Annotated in this window: 13 protein-coding genes and 1 pseudogene; 10 read left to right on the forward strand and 4 right to left on the reverse strand. The window is 63.1% G+C overall.

What is annotated here, in order from left to right:
* Positions 1-269: 269 nt before the first annotated feature.
* Positions 270-947, forward strand: a complete 678-nt coding sequence (locus PQR02_RS14555) for a MarC family protein (RefSeq protein ID WP_408231625.1) — start codon at positions 270-272, stop codon at positions 945-947.
* Between the two features lie 60 nt (positions 948-1007).
* A complete protein-coding gene (locus tag PQR02_RS14560) occupies positions 1008-1841 on the forward strand; it encodes a class II glutamine amidotransferase (RefSeq protein WP_408231628.1) in 834 nt (277 codons plus the stop codon).
* A 53-nt stretch (positions 1842-1894) separates the two neighbouring features.
* On the opposite strand, the gene PQR02_RS14565 is transcribed toward PQR02_RS14560, so the two are convergent.
* Both PQR02_RS14565 and PQR02_RS14570 read right to left on the reverse strand, forming a co-directional pair.
* The gene (locus PQR02_RS14565) at positions 1895-3649 is read right to left on the reverse strand and encodes a cobaltochelatase CobT-related protein (RefSeq protein ID WP_408231631.1); all 1755 of its coding nucleotides are present in this window, start codon (positions 3647-3649) and stop codon (positions 1895-1897) included.
* A gap of 37 nt (positions 3650-3686) precedes the next feature.
* Positions 3687-4928, reverse strand: coding sequence for an AAA family ATPase (locus PQR02_RS14570; RefSeq protein WP_408231634.1), 1242 nt, complete (start codon positions 4926-4928; stop codon positions 3687-3689).
* A 200-nt stretch (positions 4929-5128) separates the two neighbouring features.
* Here PQR02_RS14570 and PQR02_RS14575 point away from each other — a divergent pair, with 200 nt between their 5' ends.
* The 3 genes from PQR02_RS14575 to PQR02_RS14585 all read left to right on the forward strand — a co-directional run bounded on the left by PQR02_RS14575 (position 5129) and on the right by PQR02_RS14585 (position 10652).
* Positions 5129-6235: a porin gene (locus PQR02_RS14575; RefSeq protein ID WP_408231637.1), complete on the forward strand. Its 1107-nt coding sequence runs from the start codon at positions 5129-5131 to the stop codon at positions 6233-6235.
* A 344-nt stretch (positions 6236-6579) separates the two neighbouring features.
* Positions 6580-8766 carry a S8 family serine peptidase gene (locus PQR02_RS14580; protein ID WP_408231640.1) on the forward strand — a complete coding sequence of 729 codons (2187 nt, stop codon included), beginning with the start codon at positions 6580-6582 and terminating at the stop codon, positions 8764-8766.
* Between the two features lie 68 nt (positions 8767-8834).
* A complete protein-coding gene (locus tag PQR02_RS14585; protein ID WP_408231643.1) occupies positions 8835-10652 on the forward strand; it encodes a hypothetical protein in 1818 nt (605 codons plus the stop codon).
* Between the two features lie 120 nt (positions 10653-10772).
* Here PQR02_RS14585 and PQR02_RS14590 read toward each other — a convergent pair whose 3' ends face one another.
* On the reverse strand, positions 10773-11006 hold the full coding sequence (locus PQR02_RS14590; RefSeq protein ID WP_408231646.1) for a hypothetical protein: 234 nt from the start codon (positions 11004-11006) through the stop codon (positions 10773-10775).
* Between the two features lie 563 nt (positions 11007-11569).
* Here PQR02_RS14590 and PQR02_RS14595 point away from each other — a divergent pair.
* On the forward strand, positions 11570-11815 hold the full coding sequence (locus PQR02_RS14595) for a DUF6723 family protein (RefSeq protein WP_408231649.1): 246 nt from the start codon (positions 11570-11572) through the stop codon (positions 11813-11815).
* A gap of 80 nt (positions 11816-11895) precedes the next feature.
* On the opposite strand, the gene PQR02_RS14600 is transcribed toward PQR02_RS14595, so the two are convergent.
* Entirely contained in the window at positions 11896-12132 is a 237-nt protein-coding gene (locus PQR02_RS14600; RefSeq protein ID WP_408231892.1) for a hypothetical protein, read from the reverse strand.
* A gap of 176 nt (positions 12133-12308) precedes the next feature.
* Between PQR02_RS14600 and PQR02_RS14605 the strand changes: the two genes are divergently transcribed.
* From PQR02_RS14605 to tkt, 4 genes and pseudogenes are all read left to right on the forward strand, one after another.
* Complete coding sequence (locus PQR02_RS14605) at positions 12309-12572, forward strand: hypothetical protein (RefSeq protein ID WP_408231652.1); 264 nt, start codon at positions 12309-12311, stop codon at positions 12570-12572.
* Between the two features lie 47 nt (positions 12573-12619).
* On the forward strand, positions 12620-12790 hold the full coding sequence (locus PQR02_RS14610; protein WP_408231655.1) for a hypothetical protein: 171 nt from the start codon (positions 12620-12622) through the stop codon (positions 12788-12790).
* 334 nt (positions 12791-13124) lie between these two features.
* Positions 13125-13669: pseudogene (locus tag PQR02_RS14615) on the forward strand (cupin).
* 324 nt (positions 13670-13993) lie between these two features.
* Positions 13994-16075: a transketolase gene (gene tkt / locus PQR02_RS14620; RefSeq protein ID WP_408231658.1), complete on the forward strand. Its 2082-nt coding sequence runs from the start codon at positions 13994-13996 to the stop codon at positions 16073-16075.
* The last annotated feature ends 28 nt before the right edge of the window (positions 16076-16103 follow it).

Raw genomic sequence — 16103 nt, forward strand, 5'->3', positions numbered from 1 at the left:
TGTAGGCTTTATGAAAGTTTCAAGTGTTTCGTTCGGCGCGCGCTTGCTGCGCCGCAAGGCGGCGCGCGCGCAGCGGCACGCCGACGGGCGGCCGGCCGTCCACGGCTTTTTGCGGCTTTGGCTGTCGCGCCGCGATATGATCTGCAGCACGCAGTGCGAGCATGGTCCGGATCGCGCGAAGCGCTCCGGGTTCATCAACATGGCTGGGCGTCTTCGGCGGGCCGACTGGGCGTCGCGCCAGCCGGGCCGCCGTTCGACACGGATCGCATATGGTCGCCAGTCTGATCTCGGACATTCTGTTTGGCTTCACGGGGCTGATCAGCATCATCAACCCGATCGGCATTGCCTTCGTCTTCCTTGACCGGACCGCTGCATTGACAACCGAGGAGCGCACCGCGCTCGCGAGGAAAATCGCCGTCAACGTAGTCTGCGTGCTGCTGGTGGCGTTCTTTATCGGCACGCCGATCCTGCATTTCTTCGGCATTTCGATGGAGGCGCTGCGCATCGGCGGCGGGCTCGCGGTGGCGGTGGGCGGCTGGCAGATGCTCAACGCACCCGACACGCAGCCGGCCGATCCACCGGCCGTCAAGCGCGTCGACGCGGACAACGCGATGTCGAAAGCGTTCTTCCCGTTCACCATTCCGTTGACCACCGGACCCGGCTCGATCGCGACCGCCATCGCGCTGACCGCGAACCGCACGCACAAGCTGTCGGAGTTCGTGGTGTCGAGCATTGCGTCGGTGCTGATCTCGTTCGCGGTGGCCGTCACCGTCTATCTGATCTATAGCCGCGCGGTGATTTTCGCGCGCTACCTCGGGGTCGAAGGGACCAAGGTGGCAATGCGTGTATCGTCGTTTCTGCTGCTGTGCATCGGCGTGCAGATCATGCTGACCGGCTTTTCCGAATTCCTGATTCCGATCGCGACGATGCAGCCCGTGGTCAAATAGCCTCACACCCGGCGGCGCGTCGCGCCGCAGCGCTCGGCCCAATTCAAGAGGAGAGCAATCATGTGCCGCTGGCTCGCTTATACCGGCAACCCGCTTCAGCTCGAAACGGTGCTGTTCAACGCCAAACATTCACTGATCGACCAGAGCCTGCATTCGCGGCTCGGCCATACCACCACCAATGGCGACGGCTTCGGGATCGGCTGGTACGGTCATCCGACCGACATTCCGTTCCGCTACCGCTGCATCCAGCCCGCGTGGAGCGACCGCAATCTGCGAGAGGCCGCGCGGGCGATTCACGCGCCGCTGTTCGTCGCGCACATACGCGCGGCGACCGACACGCCGTCGCAGGAAACCAACTGCCATCCGTTCCGTCATGGTCGCTGGCTATTCGCGCACAACGGGCTGGTGCGCAACTATCCGGCGGTGCGTCGCGATCTGATGGTGGCGATCGACCCCGGCCTGTTCCCGTCGATCGAAGGGTCGACCGATTCCGAAGTGCTGTTCTTCCTCGCGCTGACATTCGGCCTGGAGCTGGCGCCCGTCACCGCGCTCGAACGGATGGTGGGGTTCGTCGAGGCCACCGGCCGCCGGCATGGCGTGGACGAACCGGTGAACATGACCGTGTGCGCGACCGACGGCGAGCAGATCGTCGCGGTCCGTTATTCGAGCGAAGGGCAGTCGCGTTCGCTGTTTCACAGCACGTCGTTCCGTCAACTGCACGAGCTGTATCCCGACGATCAGCGCATCGCGCTGGCCGGCGAGAATGCGTTCCTGGTGCTATCGGAGCCGCTCGCGGATTTGCCGGGCTGGTGGCAGGAGATTCCCGAGAGTTCGGCGGTGGTCGCGCGCGGTGGCGAGATCGAGCACTTCCCGTTCGAGCCGCAACTGGCGTGAACAGTGGCGTTGCAGCTCCAACCGGAAGGGTCACGGCGTGACATATAGGAACGCTAGCGCGTCAGCAGCAACGAGCTCAACACCGAGAAAACCGTCGACGGCAATTCGGTGAGCCGACTGACCACCACGTTGCGCGGATAGAAATCTTCGACCGCGTCGGTCAGCACGCCGATCCCTACCAGTTCGATGCCGCGCTTGCCGATTGCCGCGACACGTTCGCGCAGATCGCGGCGCAGGACCTGCGGATCGCCGTCGCCGGTCGACGGATAGCCGTCGGAAAACACCATCAGGATGCGCCGCGCGGCCTGGTGATCGGCGAGCCGCGTCGCCGCCCACGCGAGCGCTTCGCCGTCGGGGTTCTCGTGACCGCAGTCGATCGCGGCGATCCCGCTCAGGTCAGCGGCGCCGAAGCGCTTGTACACCTTCAGATCGAGCCGCTCGACGAAGCGGTTGTAGCGCCGCAAGTCCGCGCCGGCCGCCAGTTGCCGCTCATAGAGCTGCCGCATCGGCGCGGATTCGAGCGAGCAGTAGCCGAGCACTTCGCAATCGAACGTGAGCTGCGTGAGCGCATCGGCGAGCGCTGTCGCGCACAGGCGCGCGAGTTCGATCTTGCGCCCGGCCATCGAGCCGCTGCGGTCGATCAGCAGCGTCACCGCGACGTCGCGCCCTTTGGCCGCGCGCTGCGTGCGAAACGGCGTGCGGTAGCCGGGCGAGGTCGCGAGCCGTGCGAGCGCGGTGCGGTCGATGTCGCCGCGCTCCTGCTCGCGGCGCCAGCGCACGCGCTCGTCGGCGCTCAGCGCGCGTTCGAGTTTGTCCTTCAGCGGCGCGGTGTCGGCGCGGGCTTGCGCGCGCAGCGCGCGCCATGCGGCGCTGTCGCCCTGGCCCGTGAGGTCGGCGAGCACGTCGAATTCGGTGGCGAGCGGAATCGATAGCTGGGCTCGCGGGGCGTGCGTTGCGCTCGCGCCCGCTTCGCCTTCGCGGCGGGTGGACGGCTGTTGCGAGCCGGCGAGCGATTGCCCCATGCCGAGCGCGTCGTCCGCCTGCGCGCCGCCGCTGCGCTCGGCGCTCGGCGCGGCCGCGCTGTCGTGATCGGGCAGCACGGTGTCGTCGTCGTCGAAGGGCGCGGACGATGCAGCGGCGCTTTGCGTGTCGATGTCCTCGAGCGCATCCGCGCTGAAGGCCATGCTGTTCACGTCGCCCGCCGACAAGGCCCGCACGCGCGCCACCAGCGCCTGCGCCGCCGCGATGCTCTGCGCGGTCGAGCCGCTCGCGCGCGCGTCGCGCAGCAGATCCTGCGCCGCATGCAACGCGGCCAACAGCGACGGGCTCGCTTCGGTGCGGCTCGGCGGCTCGTCCCACAGCGCGCGCTCGACCAGCCACACCAGCCGCTCGCGCCAGTGGAGCTTCGGCCAGCGTTGCCGCACGCGCTCGGCAGCATGCTCGCGCAGCTTGCCGATGAACCAGCGCGAGCCCGGATATTCATCGAGCAGTTGCGCGCACACGCGGCGGTCCTCGATCACCTGCGCGAGATTCGCGGCGATACCGGCGGGCAGCGCGTCGAGCTGCGCGAGCGACGCATGCTTCGCTCGCGCCACCAGCAGGTCCAGATAGCCGATCAGCACATCGCGTTCGACGCCGCCGTTCATCTCGTAGTCGGGAATCACGATGCGGCCGGGTTCGACGCGCGGTCCCTCGGGACTGAACACGACGGTCACGCCGTATTGTCCGGTGAGCACGCGGGCCACCTTGCCGAGCGTCGATTCGAATGCGAAACCGCGCTGATCGTGGCTTGTGTGTGCGGCGTTCATGGTCGCGTTTCCTGTCGCATTCTTTGCCGCTGCCCACTCACGCGGCCGGCGCGATGTGATGGCGGACAATGCCGCGAATCAACGCGGCGTCCTCCGGGCTCACCTTCGCGTAGATCGCGGGGCCGGCGGCGCGCTCGGGGTCGCCGCTGCGCAGCATCAGCTCGGCCCAGTCGAGCAGGCGCCGGGTCGAGAACGCGCTCGACAGATCCTCGCGGGCGAATGCCGCGCGGCAGTCGGCGGCGATCGCGGCGAGCGTCGCGGCCAGGGTGCGCGTCATATTCGGCGCCAGCGTTCGCATCAGGACCTCGGCTTCTTCGGCGGGCGTCAGATAGTCGAGCAGGTAGACGCGCCAGCGATCCAGAAACGCCTCGTTCATCAGATTCGCGCCCTGGTACAGATGGCGGAACCGACTCATCGCGCCGACCGCGTTCGCCGTCGTGAAGAGGCGAAATGACGGATGCGGCGCAACGATCTCGTTGCCTTTCTCCTTCAGCACGAGGCGCCCGTGCGGTTCGAGCACGGCGGTGAGGGCCGCGAGAATCGACGGCTCGGCAAAATCGATTTCATCGACGATCAGCCAGAGCCCTTCGCGCATCGCCGTGGGCAGCACGCCGTCGACCCACAGCGTCTCGCCGCCCTTGACGGTCCAGAAGCCGACGAAATCCCCGACGGTGGTCTGCCCGTTCATATTCGAGCGCAACACGCCGTGACGCGAGCGCGCCGCGACCTGTTCGATCAGGCTGGTTTTGCCCGCGCCGGTGTGACCGATCAGCATCACGCGGCGATTCTCGACGATGTCTTCGACGATGTCGTTAAAGCGCGCGGCGAACAGATAGGCGGGGTTGACGCGCGGCACGAGCGCGCCGCCGGCGCCGCAGCGCACCGCCACCTGGCCGATGCGCACGGTCTCGCCAGTGGCTTCATCAGGCTGGCGCCTTGCCGCCGCGGCGAGCGCCGCGACCCGCTGCAATTCCGGCATGAAGGCCTTGCGTTCGAGCGCGCCGGGTGCGCTCCGGGTGTCGCCGGAGTCGATCGCGAAGCCTTCGCGGCGCCATTTCTTCAGCTTTGCGCGCAGGTTTTCCGCGTCGACCACGAGATCGATATCGACCGCGCCTGCGCCCGTGCCGTTGGCTGCGTCGACGCCGTGTTCGAGGCGATAGGTCTCGGGCCGGTCGGCCACGCTGACGCGCCACCATTCCGCGCCGGTTTGCGTCGCGCGCTGGTAGAGACCCAGGTTTGCGTCGTCATTTTCGTCTTCGGTGAGGGCGGTCGCGTTCATGGCAAATAGATGAAGGGTCGATCAACGGAGTGCATTTCGAGTTGGCTGAAGCCGAATGACCGACTATCTTATCTTCAGCAGCTTTCGATCTTCCACATGAATCGATGCGCGACCTGTGCGCGGTGTTGCGGCCTGTCATGTCGAGTGCACGCCCCGTCGAAGTTTGTCAGGCTGCGAGGAGAACGACTCACGGCAAAACAATGAGACTACCTGTAAAACTCGTGGCAGCTCTGGCGGTGGCGAGTCCTCTCGCATCCGGTCAAACCAGCGTGACGCTATATGGACGTCTCGACGGCGGCATCGAATACCTGAATCACATCAACGACGGCGCGGGCGGCAGTTCGAGCCGCTGGCGCGCCGAAGGCGGCAACTGGGGCACCAGCATGCTGGGCTTCAAGGGCAATGAGGAGCTGGGCGGCGGGCTCCATGCGATCTTCAATCTGGAAACCGGTCTGCAAATCATGGACGGCACGACGAGCGGCGGACGGCTCTGGTCGCGGCGCGCGTTCGTCGGTTTGAAGAGCGACCAGTGGGGCACGCTGCAGGCGGGACGTAATCTCTTCATCGACAGCGATGGCGTATGGGAATTCGATCCGTTCGTGCAGCAGGCGTTTGCGTCCGCGTCGCTCGTGCGCGGGCGCAACTGGCAGCAGACCAACAACAACGTCGAATATAAAAGCCCGGTGTTCTGGGGCTTCGATGTGCAGGGGCAGTACTCGTTCGGCAATCAGCCGGGCGCGTTCAACAGCGGCGCGCCGGGCGAGTTCGGCCGCTCGGACGGCATCATGCTGACCTATCACTCGCCGCTGTTCGACGTGCGCGGCATCTACGACGAACTGCGCGACGACAACGGCCGCTTCAGCAATATCTTCCAGGCGTCGCGTGAATATTTCGTCGGTGCGAACGTGCGTTTCGACGCGGTGAAGATCCAGGGCGCGTACACGCATTCCTCGGCGCCCGACTCACCGGCCGGCGTGGCCGATACCGCCGATCACTACTGGCTCGGCGCCACGTACAACGTGCAGTCGCGCTGGGCGGTGACGGCGGGCGGCTTTTACATCCACGTCGGCGACGGCGGCGGCGACGTCGCGCACGATCCGTCCGGCCACGCGATGATGTATGTGCTCGGTACGACTTACAACCTGTCGAAGCGCACCTTCCTGTACGGCACGGTGGGCTACGTGCGCAATGCCAGCAGTTCGAATTTCTCGCTCGAAGCATCGCCGCGCGATTCGACGAGCAACACGAATCCGCTGGTCGGCGAGTCGCAAACCGGCGCTTATGTCGGGATGATGCATCAGTTCTGACGCTTCGTGGCGGGCCTTGGGAGCGGTGCGGGTCGGGCCGCGTCGAACACGGCGTCCCGAGTCCTTCAAGAAGGAGCGCGAGCAATCGCGCTTTTTGTTTTTCAATGCGCGTCGCATCAAACTTGTGGTCCTGCTGAATCTTCCCACGCAAGAAAAAGAAAACGCCTACTGCTTAGCCCGTTCGGGCTAAGTAGGCTATTGTTTAGCCCGTCTGGGCTAAGTTGGCTGTTTCCTTTTGGAAGATTGCATGCGCCTGGTTGCCTTGACTCGTAACCAATGACAGTGCGTGATCCTTCATAAAAAGAGCTAATAGCTTTCCAATGCGATAAAGAAGGATAAGAGAAATGCAGAAGAAGGAACGTGATACAGGTTGGAGGGTCTCCCAGCCAGGTTATGCCCGGATCGGCGCTTTAGCGCTCAAAACAACACGGCGCCGCATCCATGCTGCAGGCTGTCGTTTGCTTTCGATAGCGTTTTTAACCTGTGCAATAAGTTCGCCTGTAGCGGCACAGACATCGACACCACCTGATGTAGCAGAGGCAGCTAGAGCCGCATCGTCATCTACCGTCCAGTTGCGATCCGCGTTAAAGATGAACACGCAAAATCTCGACCCGCAAGTGACCCACGACCGCTTCATTATCAAATACCGGAGTGGCACCGTAGAAGGCCGTTCTCCCACAGCGGTCCAATCAAAACTCGATCGGCTTGGAAGTGCATTCCCCGCAAAGGCACGCCATTCACGCCGCTTGGGCGCCGGGGCAGACGTCGTAACAACGGCACGCAAGCTGAACGCCAGGGAAGCCAGAGCGTTTATGCGCGCGATTGCGTCGGACCTTGATGTCGAGTATGTAGAACCAGACCGGGAGATGTCCATCCAGCTGGTTCCGAATGACCCGGAATATGCCAGACAATGGGCGCCGAAATCGGACCCGAATAGCAAAAGCATCGGGGTACGTGCAGAAGGAGCATGGGATCTTGCGAATGGACATGGCGTCGTGATGGCGCTCGTTGACATGGGTGTGACCAGACATAGCGACCTGACTCCCAACGTCTTGCCTGGTTACGGTTTCATGGGAGACAACTCGGGGGGAGACGGCACGGAGCCAGGCATCATCACGGGAGACAACTGTACGTCGGTCATTTGGCACGGTACGCACGTCGCCGGCATCATGGGTGCAATGACCAACAACGGCAATGGCATAGCTGGCATTGCACCAGGTGCCAGGATCGTGCCGGTACGAGCAATGAATGCGTGCGGCAGAGGCTCCATGTCTGATGTTGCCGAGGGTATTGTGTGGGCCGCAGGCGGTAGTGTCCCGGGCGCGCCCGTCAATCCTTACCCAGCGAAGATCATCAACGTGAGCGTCAGCGGGGGCGGCACCTGTGATCGGACTTTGCAAAGCGCAATCGACGATGCGACCAGTCGCGGCGCGATTATTGTCGCAGCCGCCGGTAACGACAATCGAGATGTATCGAGTTCCACTCCCGCCAACTGTCGCAATGTTATCAGCGTCGCCGGGACTAGCCTGGGCGGGAGATACAACCAGTCGAACTATGGGGAGATGATTGATATTGCTGCGCCTGGGCAGGACATCTGGTCCACCTATAACAGCGGGACCAAACAGCCAGTAGCGGAGTCGTATTCTTTTATGAGCGGGACGTCGATGGCGGCACCGCACGTCACAGGTGTTGCTGCGCTGGTTCAGTCGATTGCTCCCAAAGCCCTGACTGTCGCGGAAATGCGCAACCTGCTGCAACTGACTGTCCAACCCTTCGCCACCGGCCAACCGGACCAATACATTGGGCCGGGCATTCTTGATGCAAACGCGGCCGTCGTTGCGGCCAGAGCGGGAACGCTACCTGTAGCGGCGGATTTCAATTGCTCACAAAGCCAGGATTCGATGCAGGTGACTTGCACCGACCTGTCTACCGCCAGGGGAGGAGTGCCAATCAAGACCTGGGCGTGGAATCTCGGCACTGGCGCTGCTGATACCGTAAGCACGAAATCGGTCAGTCCGGTATGGAACTATGACTTGCCTGGCGTGTATAAAACCAGTTTGACGGTTACTGACAGCAACGGGGTAGTGAGCAAGTACACGCGGCCGTTCGAGGTTAAAGCGCCAGCGGTCACTGATCTCACCAACGATTACAACCCGGTCAGGTTTCCAATGACACCGGGCCAGACGCTCTATTTCATGGTCACGATTCCCGCTGGCCCACATTCGATGATGATGGTCGCTCCCGACGGCACTCCCAATCGGGTAGGCTGGAAAGATTTGACCTTTACTCTGACGCCGGATGGAGCCAGCGATGCCGCAACGTTGTCAGTCCGGTCTGACTCTATAAACATGGCCAATCCAGACTGTACTGCCTCTATGGCGCAGCGCGCACCGGCCAAATGCACTATCCCGCTGCCGGGCTCGGGAGGGAATTTCTACGCAATGGTAAAAGCATCGACAGCGATTAACGCATCCATTGTTTTCGCGGCTACTCATTGGCAAACACCGGATGTATTGACTAACGGTTACTAAGACTACGTTAGCTTTCTGACAAGCCGCGCGCATTGAAGTAGAACTATTCATTCATAACGTGATCTCTTATGTACGATGACGAAATGCACATAGACGCGCTTCTTGCGCGAGCTGATATGCACTTTTCTTCACTGCGTATGACAGAAGCGGCTGCGTGTTATCGGAAGGTTTTGGCTGTGCGTCCGTGCGATGCGGATGTACTGCACCGCATGGGCCTCACTTGTGTTCATCTGAACGATCTGAACCAGGCACGCGCGTATATAGACGGGGCGCTGCAGGTCGCCCCTCACCGGGCTGATTTGTGGGAGCATGCAGGCCTGCTTGCCGCGTTGAACAGTCAGTACGAATCTGCTGAGACATGCTATCTGCGCGCGATCGGGCTGGCGGGGGATAGCGCCAGCTTGCACAGAAATATCGCTGACTGTCTGCGGCAGTCGGGCCGTTTTAACGAAGCAACAGTGCACTACGAGAAATCCCTCGAAATAGAGCCGGGACTAAGGCACGCCAGTCGCGCACTTGCCAGGATCAATGCCGAACTCGGCGACATCGATAAGGCCGTGGACTATTGGATGCTCACGTGGCTGCTTCAGCCAGCGGCATCGAAAGATGATCTTGACTGCATTGTGGCGATCACAGATAGCGGTCACGTTGCGGCACTCGACAAAACCATCCGCGAGATTAGAACCCGCTTTTCAAACGATACCGCCGCCATAAAAGCAGTCGTGTATGTGCTGAGTAAAAGCCGCCGTTATGAGGAAGCGTTCGCAGTAGCCCAGCAGGGGCTCGCTGTTGACCCATATGACGCCGTCCTGTGTCAAAACGCGGCATGGGCACTCAGGACGTTGGGGAGGGTGGCGGAGTGTCGAGTCTATAGTCAGAAGGCCGCGTTGGCGTTGCCTGACAATCCGGTGGTGCAATACCAATACTCAGGCGTGCTGCTTTGTCTTGGTGAATTTGAAGAAGGCTGGCGGCGACACAAGTCGTTTTACGAGATTCCAGAGAATCACGCGGTGATGGCCTTGCCTGATTTCCCCGAATGGAAGGGCGAGTCGGTCTGCGGATGCCGGTTCCTGCTTGTCGGCGAGCAGGGGCTTGGAGATCAGATACAGTTCCTTCGGTTCGCGCAGTGGCTACACCTGCGGGGGGCGACGGTGGATGTTCTCGTCGACACGCCTATAGCGGCCCTGGCGGCGACCATGAGCGGAGTACAAGACGTGTTCTCCGCCATGCCGCCCGGCCCTTACGATTACTGGTGTCATATGTTCAGTGTGCCGGAGCATATGAATCTCGATCTGCCGATGCTGCCCGTCGTCATGCCGTATCTCGCTGCGAACCCGAAGAAAGTACGCTATTGGCAAGCGTGCATCGAAGCCGTTTCAGCACTGCGGGCGTCGGAAGGAAAACGACGAATTGGCATCGTATGGGCGGGCGATCCTCGCCCGGCTCTCGATCGTTTCCGTTCTATCCAGCTCGATAAGTTGAATGCGTTATTTGCTCTACCCGATATCACCTGGTTTTCGGTTCAAAAAGGCGCGAAAGAACGGGAAACCGAAGTACTGGCGGGACAGTTTGACCTGCACACGCTGGGACCGGCCATCGGCGACTTCACCGATACCCTTGCAATATTGCACGCTCTCGACCTGTTGGTCACTGTCGATACATCGGTCGCACATCTGGCGGGGGCTGCGGGCTTGCCCGTGTGGGTGCTTGTCCCCGCATACACGGACTGGCGATGGATGACCGAAAGAAAGGATAACCCCTGGTATCCGTCGATGCGGCTATTCCGTCAGCGCACGTTGGGCGAATGGGACACCGTTATTGGAGAAGTGCGGGGTGCATTGCAGGAATGGTGCGCTGTTCGAAGCGACGCCACGATGAATCAATGATCTGGCGTATGCCTCTGAAGGCGGCGATCTTGCTAAACCGCCGCCTTCTTCACACGCGCTTCACACGCGCTCTTCACACGCGCTCGACGCGGCCGTTTTTTGAGTCGACCTCCCGGCTAGTCACGCCGCGACCCGTTCGTCGGCGCCCGTCGATTTGCGCAGCCGCACCGGTATCGACTTCCACGTCGGCACCAGGCTCTGCTTCGCGTGATGCGACAGCGGGATCACGCGGTTGCATTCGGGGTAATAGCCCATCACGCAGCCGCGCAGAATTTCGAATGCATGAACCCGCAGGCCGTCTATCTCCTTGCGTCTCGGCCGGTCGCGCGACGGCTCGCACTGAACCCTCCGCAAGTAGCGGACCTGTGTATTAAATTGCGCCTTCAATGTGCATCAAGCCGGGTGTGCTCGCGCTGCTCATGGTGCCTGACGGGGGTGCCGATGCTCCCGCTGCGCGTCGTGCCTCACGGTGGTGTATACCGGCGGCGGTTTAGCGGGTGGATCGCCGTCGGGAGCGCGCGATGGGTTCCCGGGTTCATCCTCGTCCGGTTGCCGATCGGGATCGACGTCGGGCAAGGGTGCGTCGGGATCGACCTCGGGCGGCGTCGGCGTGTGCATGCGCCAACTCGGCATGCCACGTGTGCCGACGGCGTGAGGCGAGTGGGTCGATAAATTCATCGCGGTCTCCGTATGGGATTTCGTCTTCTTCGAGTTAACGCAACCCTCATGCCTCTAGCCGTCGTGTTTGCGCGCAACGCTGCGTAAGTCGCCGGGTGATTAGCCGCTGAACAACGGACCGGCGCCGTGTGGAACGGCTATTGCTCGAAGCCGGCAAGCGCAGACGCAAAGCCGCTTCTGCGCTGCGCACCGCACAGGACACATCAAGCACCGACCGTGCAGGGAACGAGGGAGCACACATGGCGCGACATAAGGCCGACGTCGCTGACGATGACTTCGAGATTTACGCCAGCTATCACGGAACAGGCGACGGCCGTTACGTAGGTGGACTGAAGGTTGTCAGGAAAGCGGACAGGAGAATCCTGTTTCCGTTCGATGGCGCACCCGAGATCGGTCCGTATACGACCGCCGACGAGGCCCGGCGGGCCGCGATCGACTATGGGCGCGAGATCGTCGCTGCCGATCGCGCGGCGCCCGAAAAGTGATGGAGCCGAGCCATCGCGCAGCGCCGAAGCGCGGCGGGAGCGCGCCGCGCGACAAAGCTCGCTCGGCTGGGCACTGCTTCTCACGGCATGCCGCCGAGCGACGGCGAGATCGTGCTACCGCGGCCAGGATCGTCAGGCTGTTGGCCGGGCGCCGTGGGCTGCGCTGACAGGGGCGGGTGCGCGCGATAGCAACTGTCGATCGATGCGTCGGCGAGGCAGCGCTGGAATGCATCGGCGTCGCTTACTCGCGCGAACTTGTATAGGGTTCGTTCAACCTGGACTTGGGTGTCCGATATGCGAATCGTCGTGATCGTCATGACGTTCTCCTTTTTACAAAACGTGGGCCAGACCTCCACTACCAGGGCCGCAACCGCCATGCCCAGCGCACCGCGCTCACGCCTGCGCCGCTGACGAACGGCGATCGAGCCGGCCATTCGTGTAGAGGGACCGGATGTTGCTGCATGGAAGGAATGCTTACCCGAAGGAGAGCGCCATGCAGGACACCGAACGCGCTAAAAACGGCGACAAGCCCGACATCTCGCCGGAAACGAGGGCGCGCAACAAGCCGAGCGGAACGCATTACGTCGAGCCGAGCCCGCTGGGCATCGAGCCGGTGGAGCAGACCGGCGTGGACGCGCAAACCAATCCGCCGCGCTCGGGCGAGCGGCCGGCCCAGACGGCCGAAGTGCCGCTCGGCACCGGCCCGCACGCCGAGCCGCCGGGTGGTGGCGGACGCGAATCGCAACGCAAGGGTTGACGGCATAGCCGCGCTGAGGCGCGAATTCAAACCGAACGGAGGGCCATATGCAACAGGACAATGAAGCACTGAATCCCGGCGACGAAGCGCCACCGGACGCGCCGGGTGTCGGCGAAGATGTCTGCGCTGCGTGCCACGGCACAGGTAAAGTGGAAGGCGCGCGTTGCGCGGTGTGCGGCGGCACCGGCAAGGTGTTGCAGGGGATTGGCGGCGGTTGAGTGCGGGGCACGCATGCCGGAAGCTGGAAGGCGTGACGCGACCATCTCGGATTTCCGTCCGATGAGGCATCAGCGACGTTCGCCATTCGGGGACTTCGCTGATGGCTCACGTTCCTATGCAGGCGCGCTTTATGCAAGCCTCACTACGATTACGCGAAGTTTTCGCACAGCGCGGGTGTGCCGCGCCTCAGACAGTTCGTCACACGACTAGCGCTTTCCGATCTGCAAGGTTGGGGCCGTTCTGGCAGCGCTGGATCCGCCGCGCACCGCGCTGCCCAGCTGTGCCTCGACTCGCATCCGCATCGAATGACTTCAGCACCCACAGGAGCCAATCATGTTCAACGATACGAAACACGGATTCGACGCGGCCAAAACCGAATACGAAGCGTTCCTGCTCGAACCGCACGACTGGGTGCCGAACAACCGCAAGCTGCCCGTGGTGATTTACCGGCGCGCATTGATGCCGGCAAGCAGCGATCTCGCCGCTGCCTTCGAAATCCTGTTCGAGCGCAACGCGTGGCCGCGCAGTGGCGCAACGGCATCTTCGACTATCACCACTTCCACGCGACCGCGCATGAAGTGCTCGGCGTCTCGGGTGGCTCCGCACAGGTGATCGTCGGCGGCCCGGGCGGCAAAGTGGTGACGATATCGGCAGGCGACGCGCTGTTGCTGCCCGCCGGCACCGGTCACTGTCTGCAATCGTTCGAGCGGCAATTTCAGGTGGTGGCCGGTTATCCGCAGGGGCAGCAGTGGGACATTCGCCGCGAAGCGCTGTCGCCGCAGGAGTTGCAGGCGATGAACGCGCTGCCGTTCCCCGCGCTGGACCCGATCGACGGCAAGCATGGGCCGCTCGTCGAATACTGGTTGCATGCGGCTTGAGGCGGTTTTGCTGCGTGCTTCGACATGACCTTGGGTATGACCTTGAGTCGACCTCGACATGACGCGAGGCCACGCGCCGACCACGCCCGCAAAAAACGACTCCCCATCACTAGCACTCTGAAAGTTCATTCGCCGTTCCAGCCGTTGCCGGGCCCCCCGCATGCAACGTACCGTGCAGAGTTTCGCGCATCGGCGCATCATCGGTGAGTCTTGCTGCGGTTCCCGATGCGTTGTTCCACGCCAACACGGTCCGCCGTCGCGTTCGCTCAGAGCGTCGAGAGTGCGTGCCGGTCATCTTCCCACTCGCCGAACAAGGAGCGTTCCATGCAAAACAATCCCGCCCTCGATCAGTTGTGCATCAACACGATTCGCACGCTGTCGATGGACGCTGTGCAGAAGGCCAATTCCGGGCACCCCGGCACGCCGATGGCACTGGCCCCGGTCGCCTACCACCTGTGGCAAAACCATCTGCGCTACGACCCGGACGAGCCGTTGTGGCCGAACCGCGACCGCTTCGTGCTGTCGGTCGGGCATGCGTCGATGCTGCTGTACTCGCTGCTGCATCTGGCCAACGTCAAGGCCGTCGATCACGACGGCAAGCCGACCGGCTCACCCGCCGTGTCGCTCGACGACATCGAGCATTTCCGCCAGATCGACAGCAACACACCGGGCCACCCCGAGTACCGGCTGACGTCCGGCGTCGAAACCACCACCGGACCGCTCGGCCAGGGGCTCGGCAACAGCGTCGGCATGGCGATGGCCGCGCGCTGGTATGAGAGCCGTTTCAACAAGCCGGACGCGCCGCTGTTCGATTACCGCGTCTACGCATTGTGCGGCGACGGCGACATGATGGAAGGCATCTCGCACGAAGCGGCGTCGCTGGCCGGTCATCTGAAGCTGTCGAACCTGATCTGGATCTACGACAGCAACCGCGTGACGATCGAAGGCCACACCGACCTCGCGTACAGCGACGACGTGGAAAGCCGCTTTCGCGGCTACAACTGGCACACGCTGCACGTGGACGACGCCAACGACGCGGCGGCGCTCGAAGCGGCCTTCGGGGAAGCGAAGAGCGTCACCGACAGGCCCACGCTGATCGTGGTCCACAGCATCATCGGCTGGGGCGCGCCGCACAAGCAGGACACGTCGGCGGCGCACGGCGAAGCGCTCGGCGTCGAGGAAGTGGCGCTCGCAAAGAAGGCCTACGGCTGGCCCGAGGACAAATTCTTCTATGTGCCGGACGGCGTGCACGGACGGTTCGCGGCGGGTATCGGCGCGCGCGGCAAGGCGGCGCGTGCCGAATGGCTGGCGCGGCTCGACGCGCACGGCAAAAAGTACCCGGAACTCGCGCGCGAATTCGCGCAGATCGAAGCACATGAATTGCCGGCCGGCTGGGACAGTGACATTCCCACTTTCGACGCGGACCCGAAGGGCGTCGCGTCACGCGACTCGTCGGGCAAGGTGCTCAACGCGATCGCCGCGCGCGTGCCGTGGCTGATCGGCGGCTCGGCCGACCTGTCGCCGTCCACCAAGACCAATCTGAAGTTCGAGGGCGCCGGCAGCTTCGAGGCCGACAACTACGCGGGCCGCAATCTGCATTTCGGCATTCGCGAACATGGGATGGGCGCGGTGGTCAACGGGCTCGCGTTGTCGAATCTGCGGCCGTACGGCTCGACTTTCCTGATCTTCAGCGACTACATGAAGCCGCCGATCCGGCTGTCGGCGATCATGGAAGTGCCGTCCATCTGGGTGTTCACGCACGATTCGATCGGGGTCGGCGAAGACGGTCCGACCCATCAGCCGATCGAGCAACTGGCTTCGCTGCGCGGCGTACCGGGGCTGACCGTCCTGCGTCCGGGCGACGCGAACGAAGTGGCCGAGGCATGGCGCGTGGCGCTGGCGGACCCGCGGCGGCCGTCGTGCATCGTCTTGTCACGCCAGCCGTTGCCGACGCTCGACCGCAGCCGCTACGCCGCCGCGCGCGGCGTGCAGAAGGGCGCCTATGTGCTCGCCGATGCACCCGCAGGAGAGAAGCCGCAGGTGATCCTGATGGCGACGGGCAGCGAGCTGTCCATCTGCGTGGACGTCTACGAGAAGCTCAAGGGCGAGGGTATCGCGGCGCGCGTGGTGTCGATGCCTTCGTGGGATGTCTTCGAGCGCCAGGACGACGCGTACAAGGACTCGGTGCTGCCCGCGGACGTGGATGCGCGCGTCGCCGTCGAGCAGGCCGCGTCGCTCGGTTGGGACCGCTATGTGGGCCGGCTCGGCGCGCAGGTGGTGATGCATACGTTCGGTGCATCCGCGCCGCTGGCCGATCTGAAGAAGAAGTTCGGCTTTACGCCCGAGCGTGTGTACGAAGCGGCGAAGCAGCAGATCGCGCGAGTGCGGTCGAAGGGCGGCGCTTGATGGCTCGATGAGTGCGATGAGAGAACCG

This window comes from Paraburkholderia sediminicola, assembly GCF_046026895.1.
Taxonomy (GTDB): Bacteria; Pseudomonadota; Gammaproteobacteria; order Burkholderiales; family Burkholderiaceae; genus Paraburkholderia; species Paraburkholderia sediminicola_C.

What these genes read in the sequence shown, in the direction of transcription:
- PQR02_RS14555 (WP_408231625.1), top strand. Translation starts at nt 270, where the DNA reads ATGGTCGCCAGTCTGATCTCGGACATTCTGTTTGGCTTCACGGGGCTG.
- PQR02_RS14560 (WP_408231628.1), top strand. Translation starts at nt 1,008, where the DNA reads ATGTGCCGCTGGCTCGCTTATACCGGCAACCCGCTTCAGCTCGAAACG.
- PQR02_RS14565 (WP_408231631.1), bottom strand. Translation starts at nt 3,649, where the DNA reads ATGAACGCCGCACACACAAGCCACGATCAGCGCGGTTTCGCATTCGAA.
- PQR02_RS14570 (WP_408231634.1), bottom strand. Translation starts at nt 4,928, where the DNA reads ATGAACGCGACCGCCCTCACCGAAGACGAAAATGACGACGCAAACCTG.
- PQR02_RS14575 (WP_408231637.1), top strand. Translation starts at nt 5,129, where the DNA reads ATGAGACTACCTGTAAAACTCGTGGCAGCTCTGGCGGTGGCGAGTCCT.
- PQR02_RS14580 (WP_408231640.1), top strand. Translation starts at nt 6,580, where the DNA reads ATGCAGAAGAAGGAACGTGATACAGGTTGGAGGGTCTCCCAGCCAGGT.
- PQR02_RS14585 (WP_408231643.1), top strand. Translation starts at nt 8,835, where the DNA reads ATGTACGATGACGAAATGCACATAGACGCGCTTCTTGCGCGAGCTGAT.
- PQR02_RS14595 (WP_408231649.1), top strand. Translation starts at nt 11,570, where the DNA reads ATGGCGCGACATAAGGCCGACGTCGCTGACGATGACTTCGAGATTTAC.
- PQR02_RS14600 (WP_408231892.1), bottom strand. Translation starts at nt 12,132, where the DNA reads ATGACGATCACGACGATTCGCATATCGGACACCCAAGTCCAGGTTGAA.
- PQR02_RS14605 (WP_408231652.1), top strand. Translation starts at nt 12,309, where the DNA reads ATGCAGGACACCGAACGCGCTAAAAACGGCGACAAGCCCGACATCTCG.
- PQR02_RS14610 (WP_408231655.1), top strand. Translation starts at nt 12,620, where the DNA reads ATGCAACAGGACAATGAAGCACTGAATCCCGGCGACGAAGCGCCACCG.
- tkt (WP_408231658.1), top strand. Translation starts at nt 13,994, where the DNA reads ATGCAAAACAATCCCGCCCTCGATCAGTTGTGCATCAACACGATTCGC.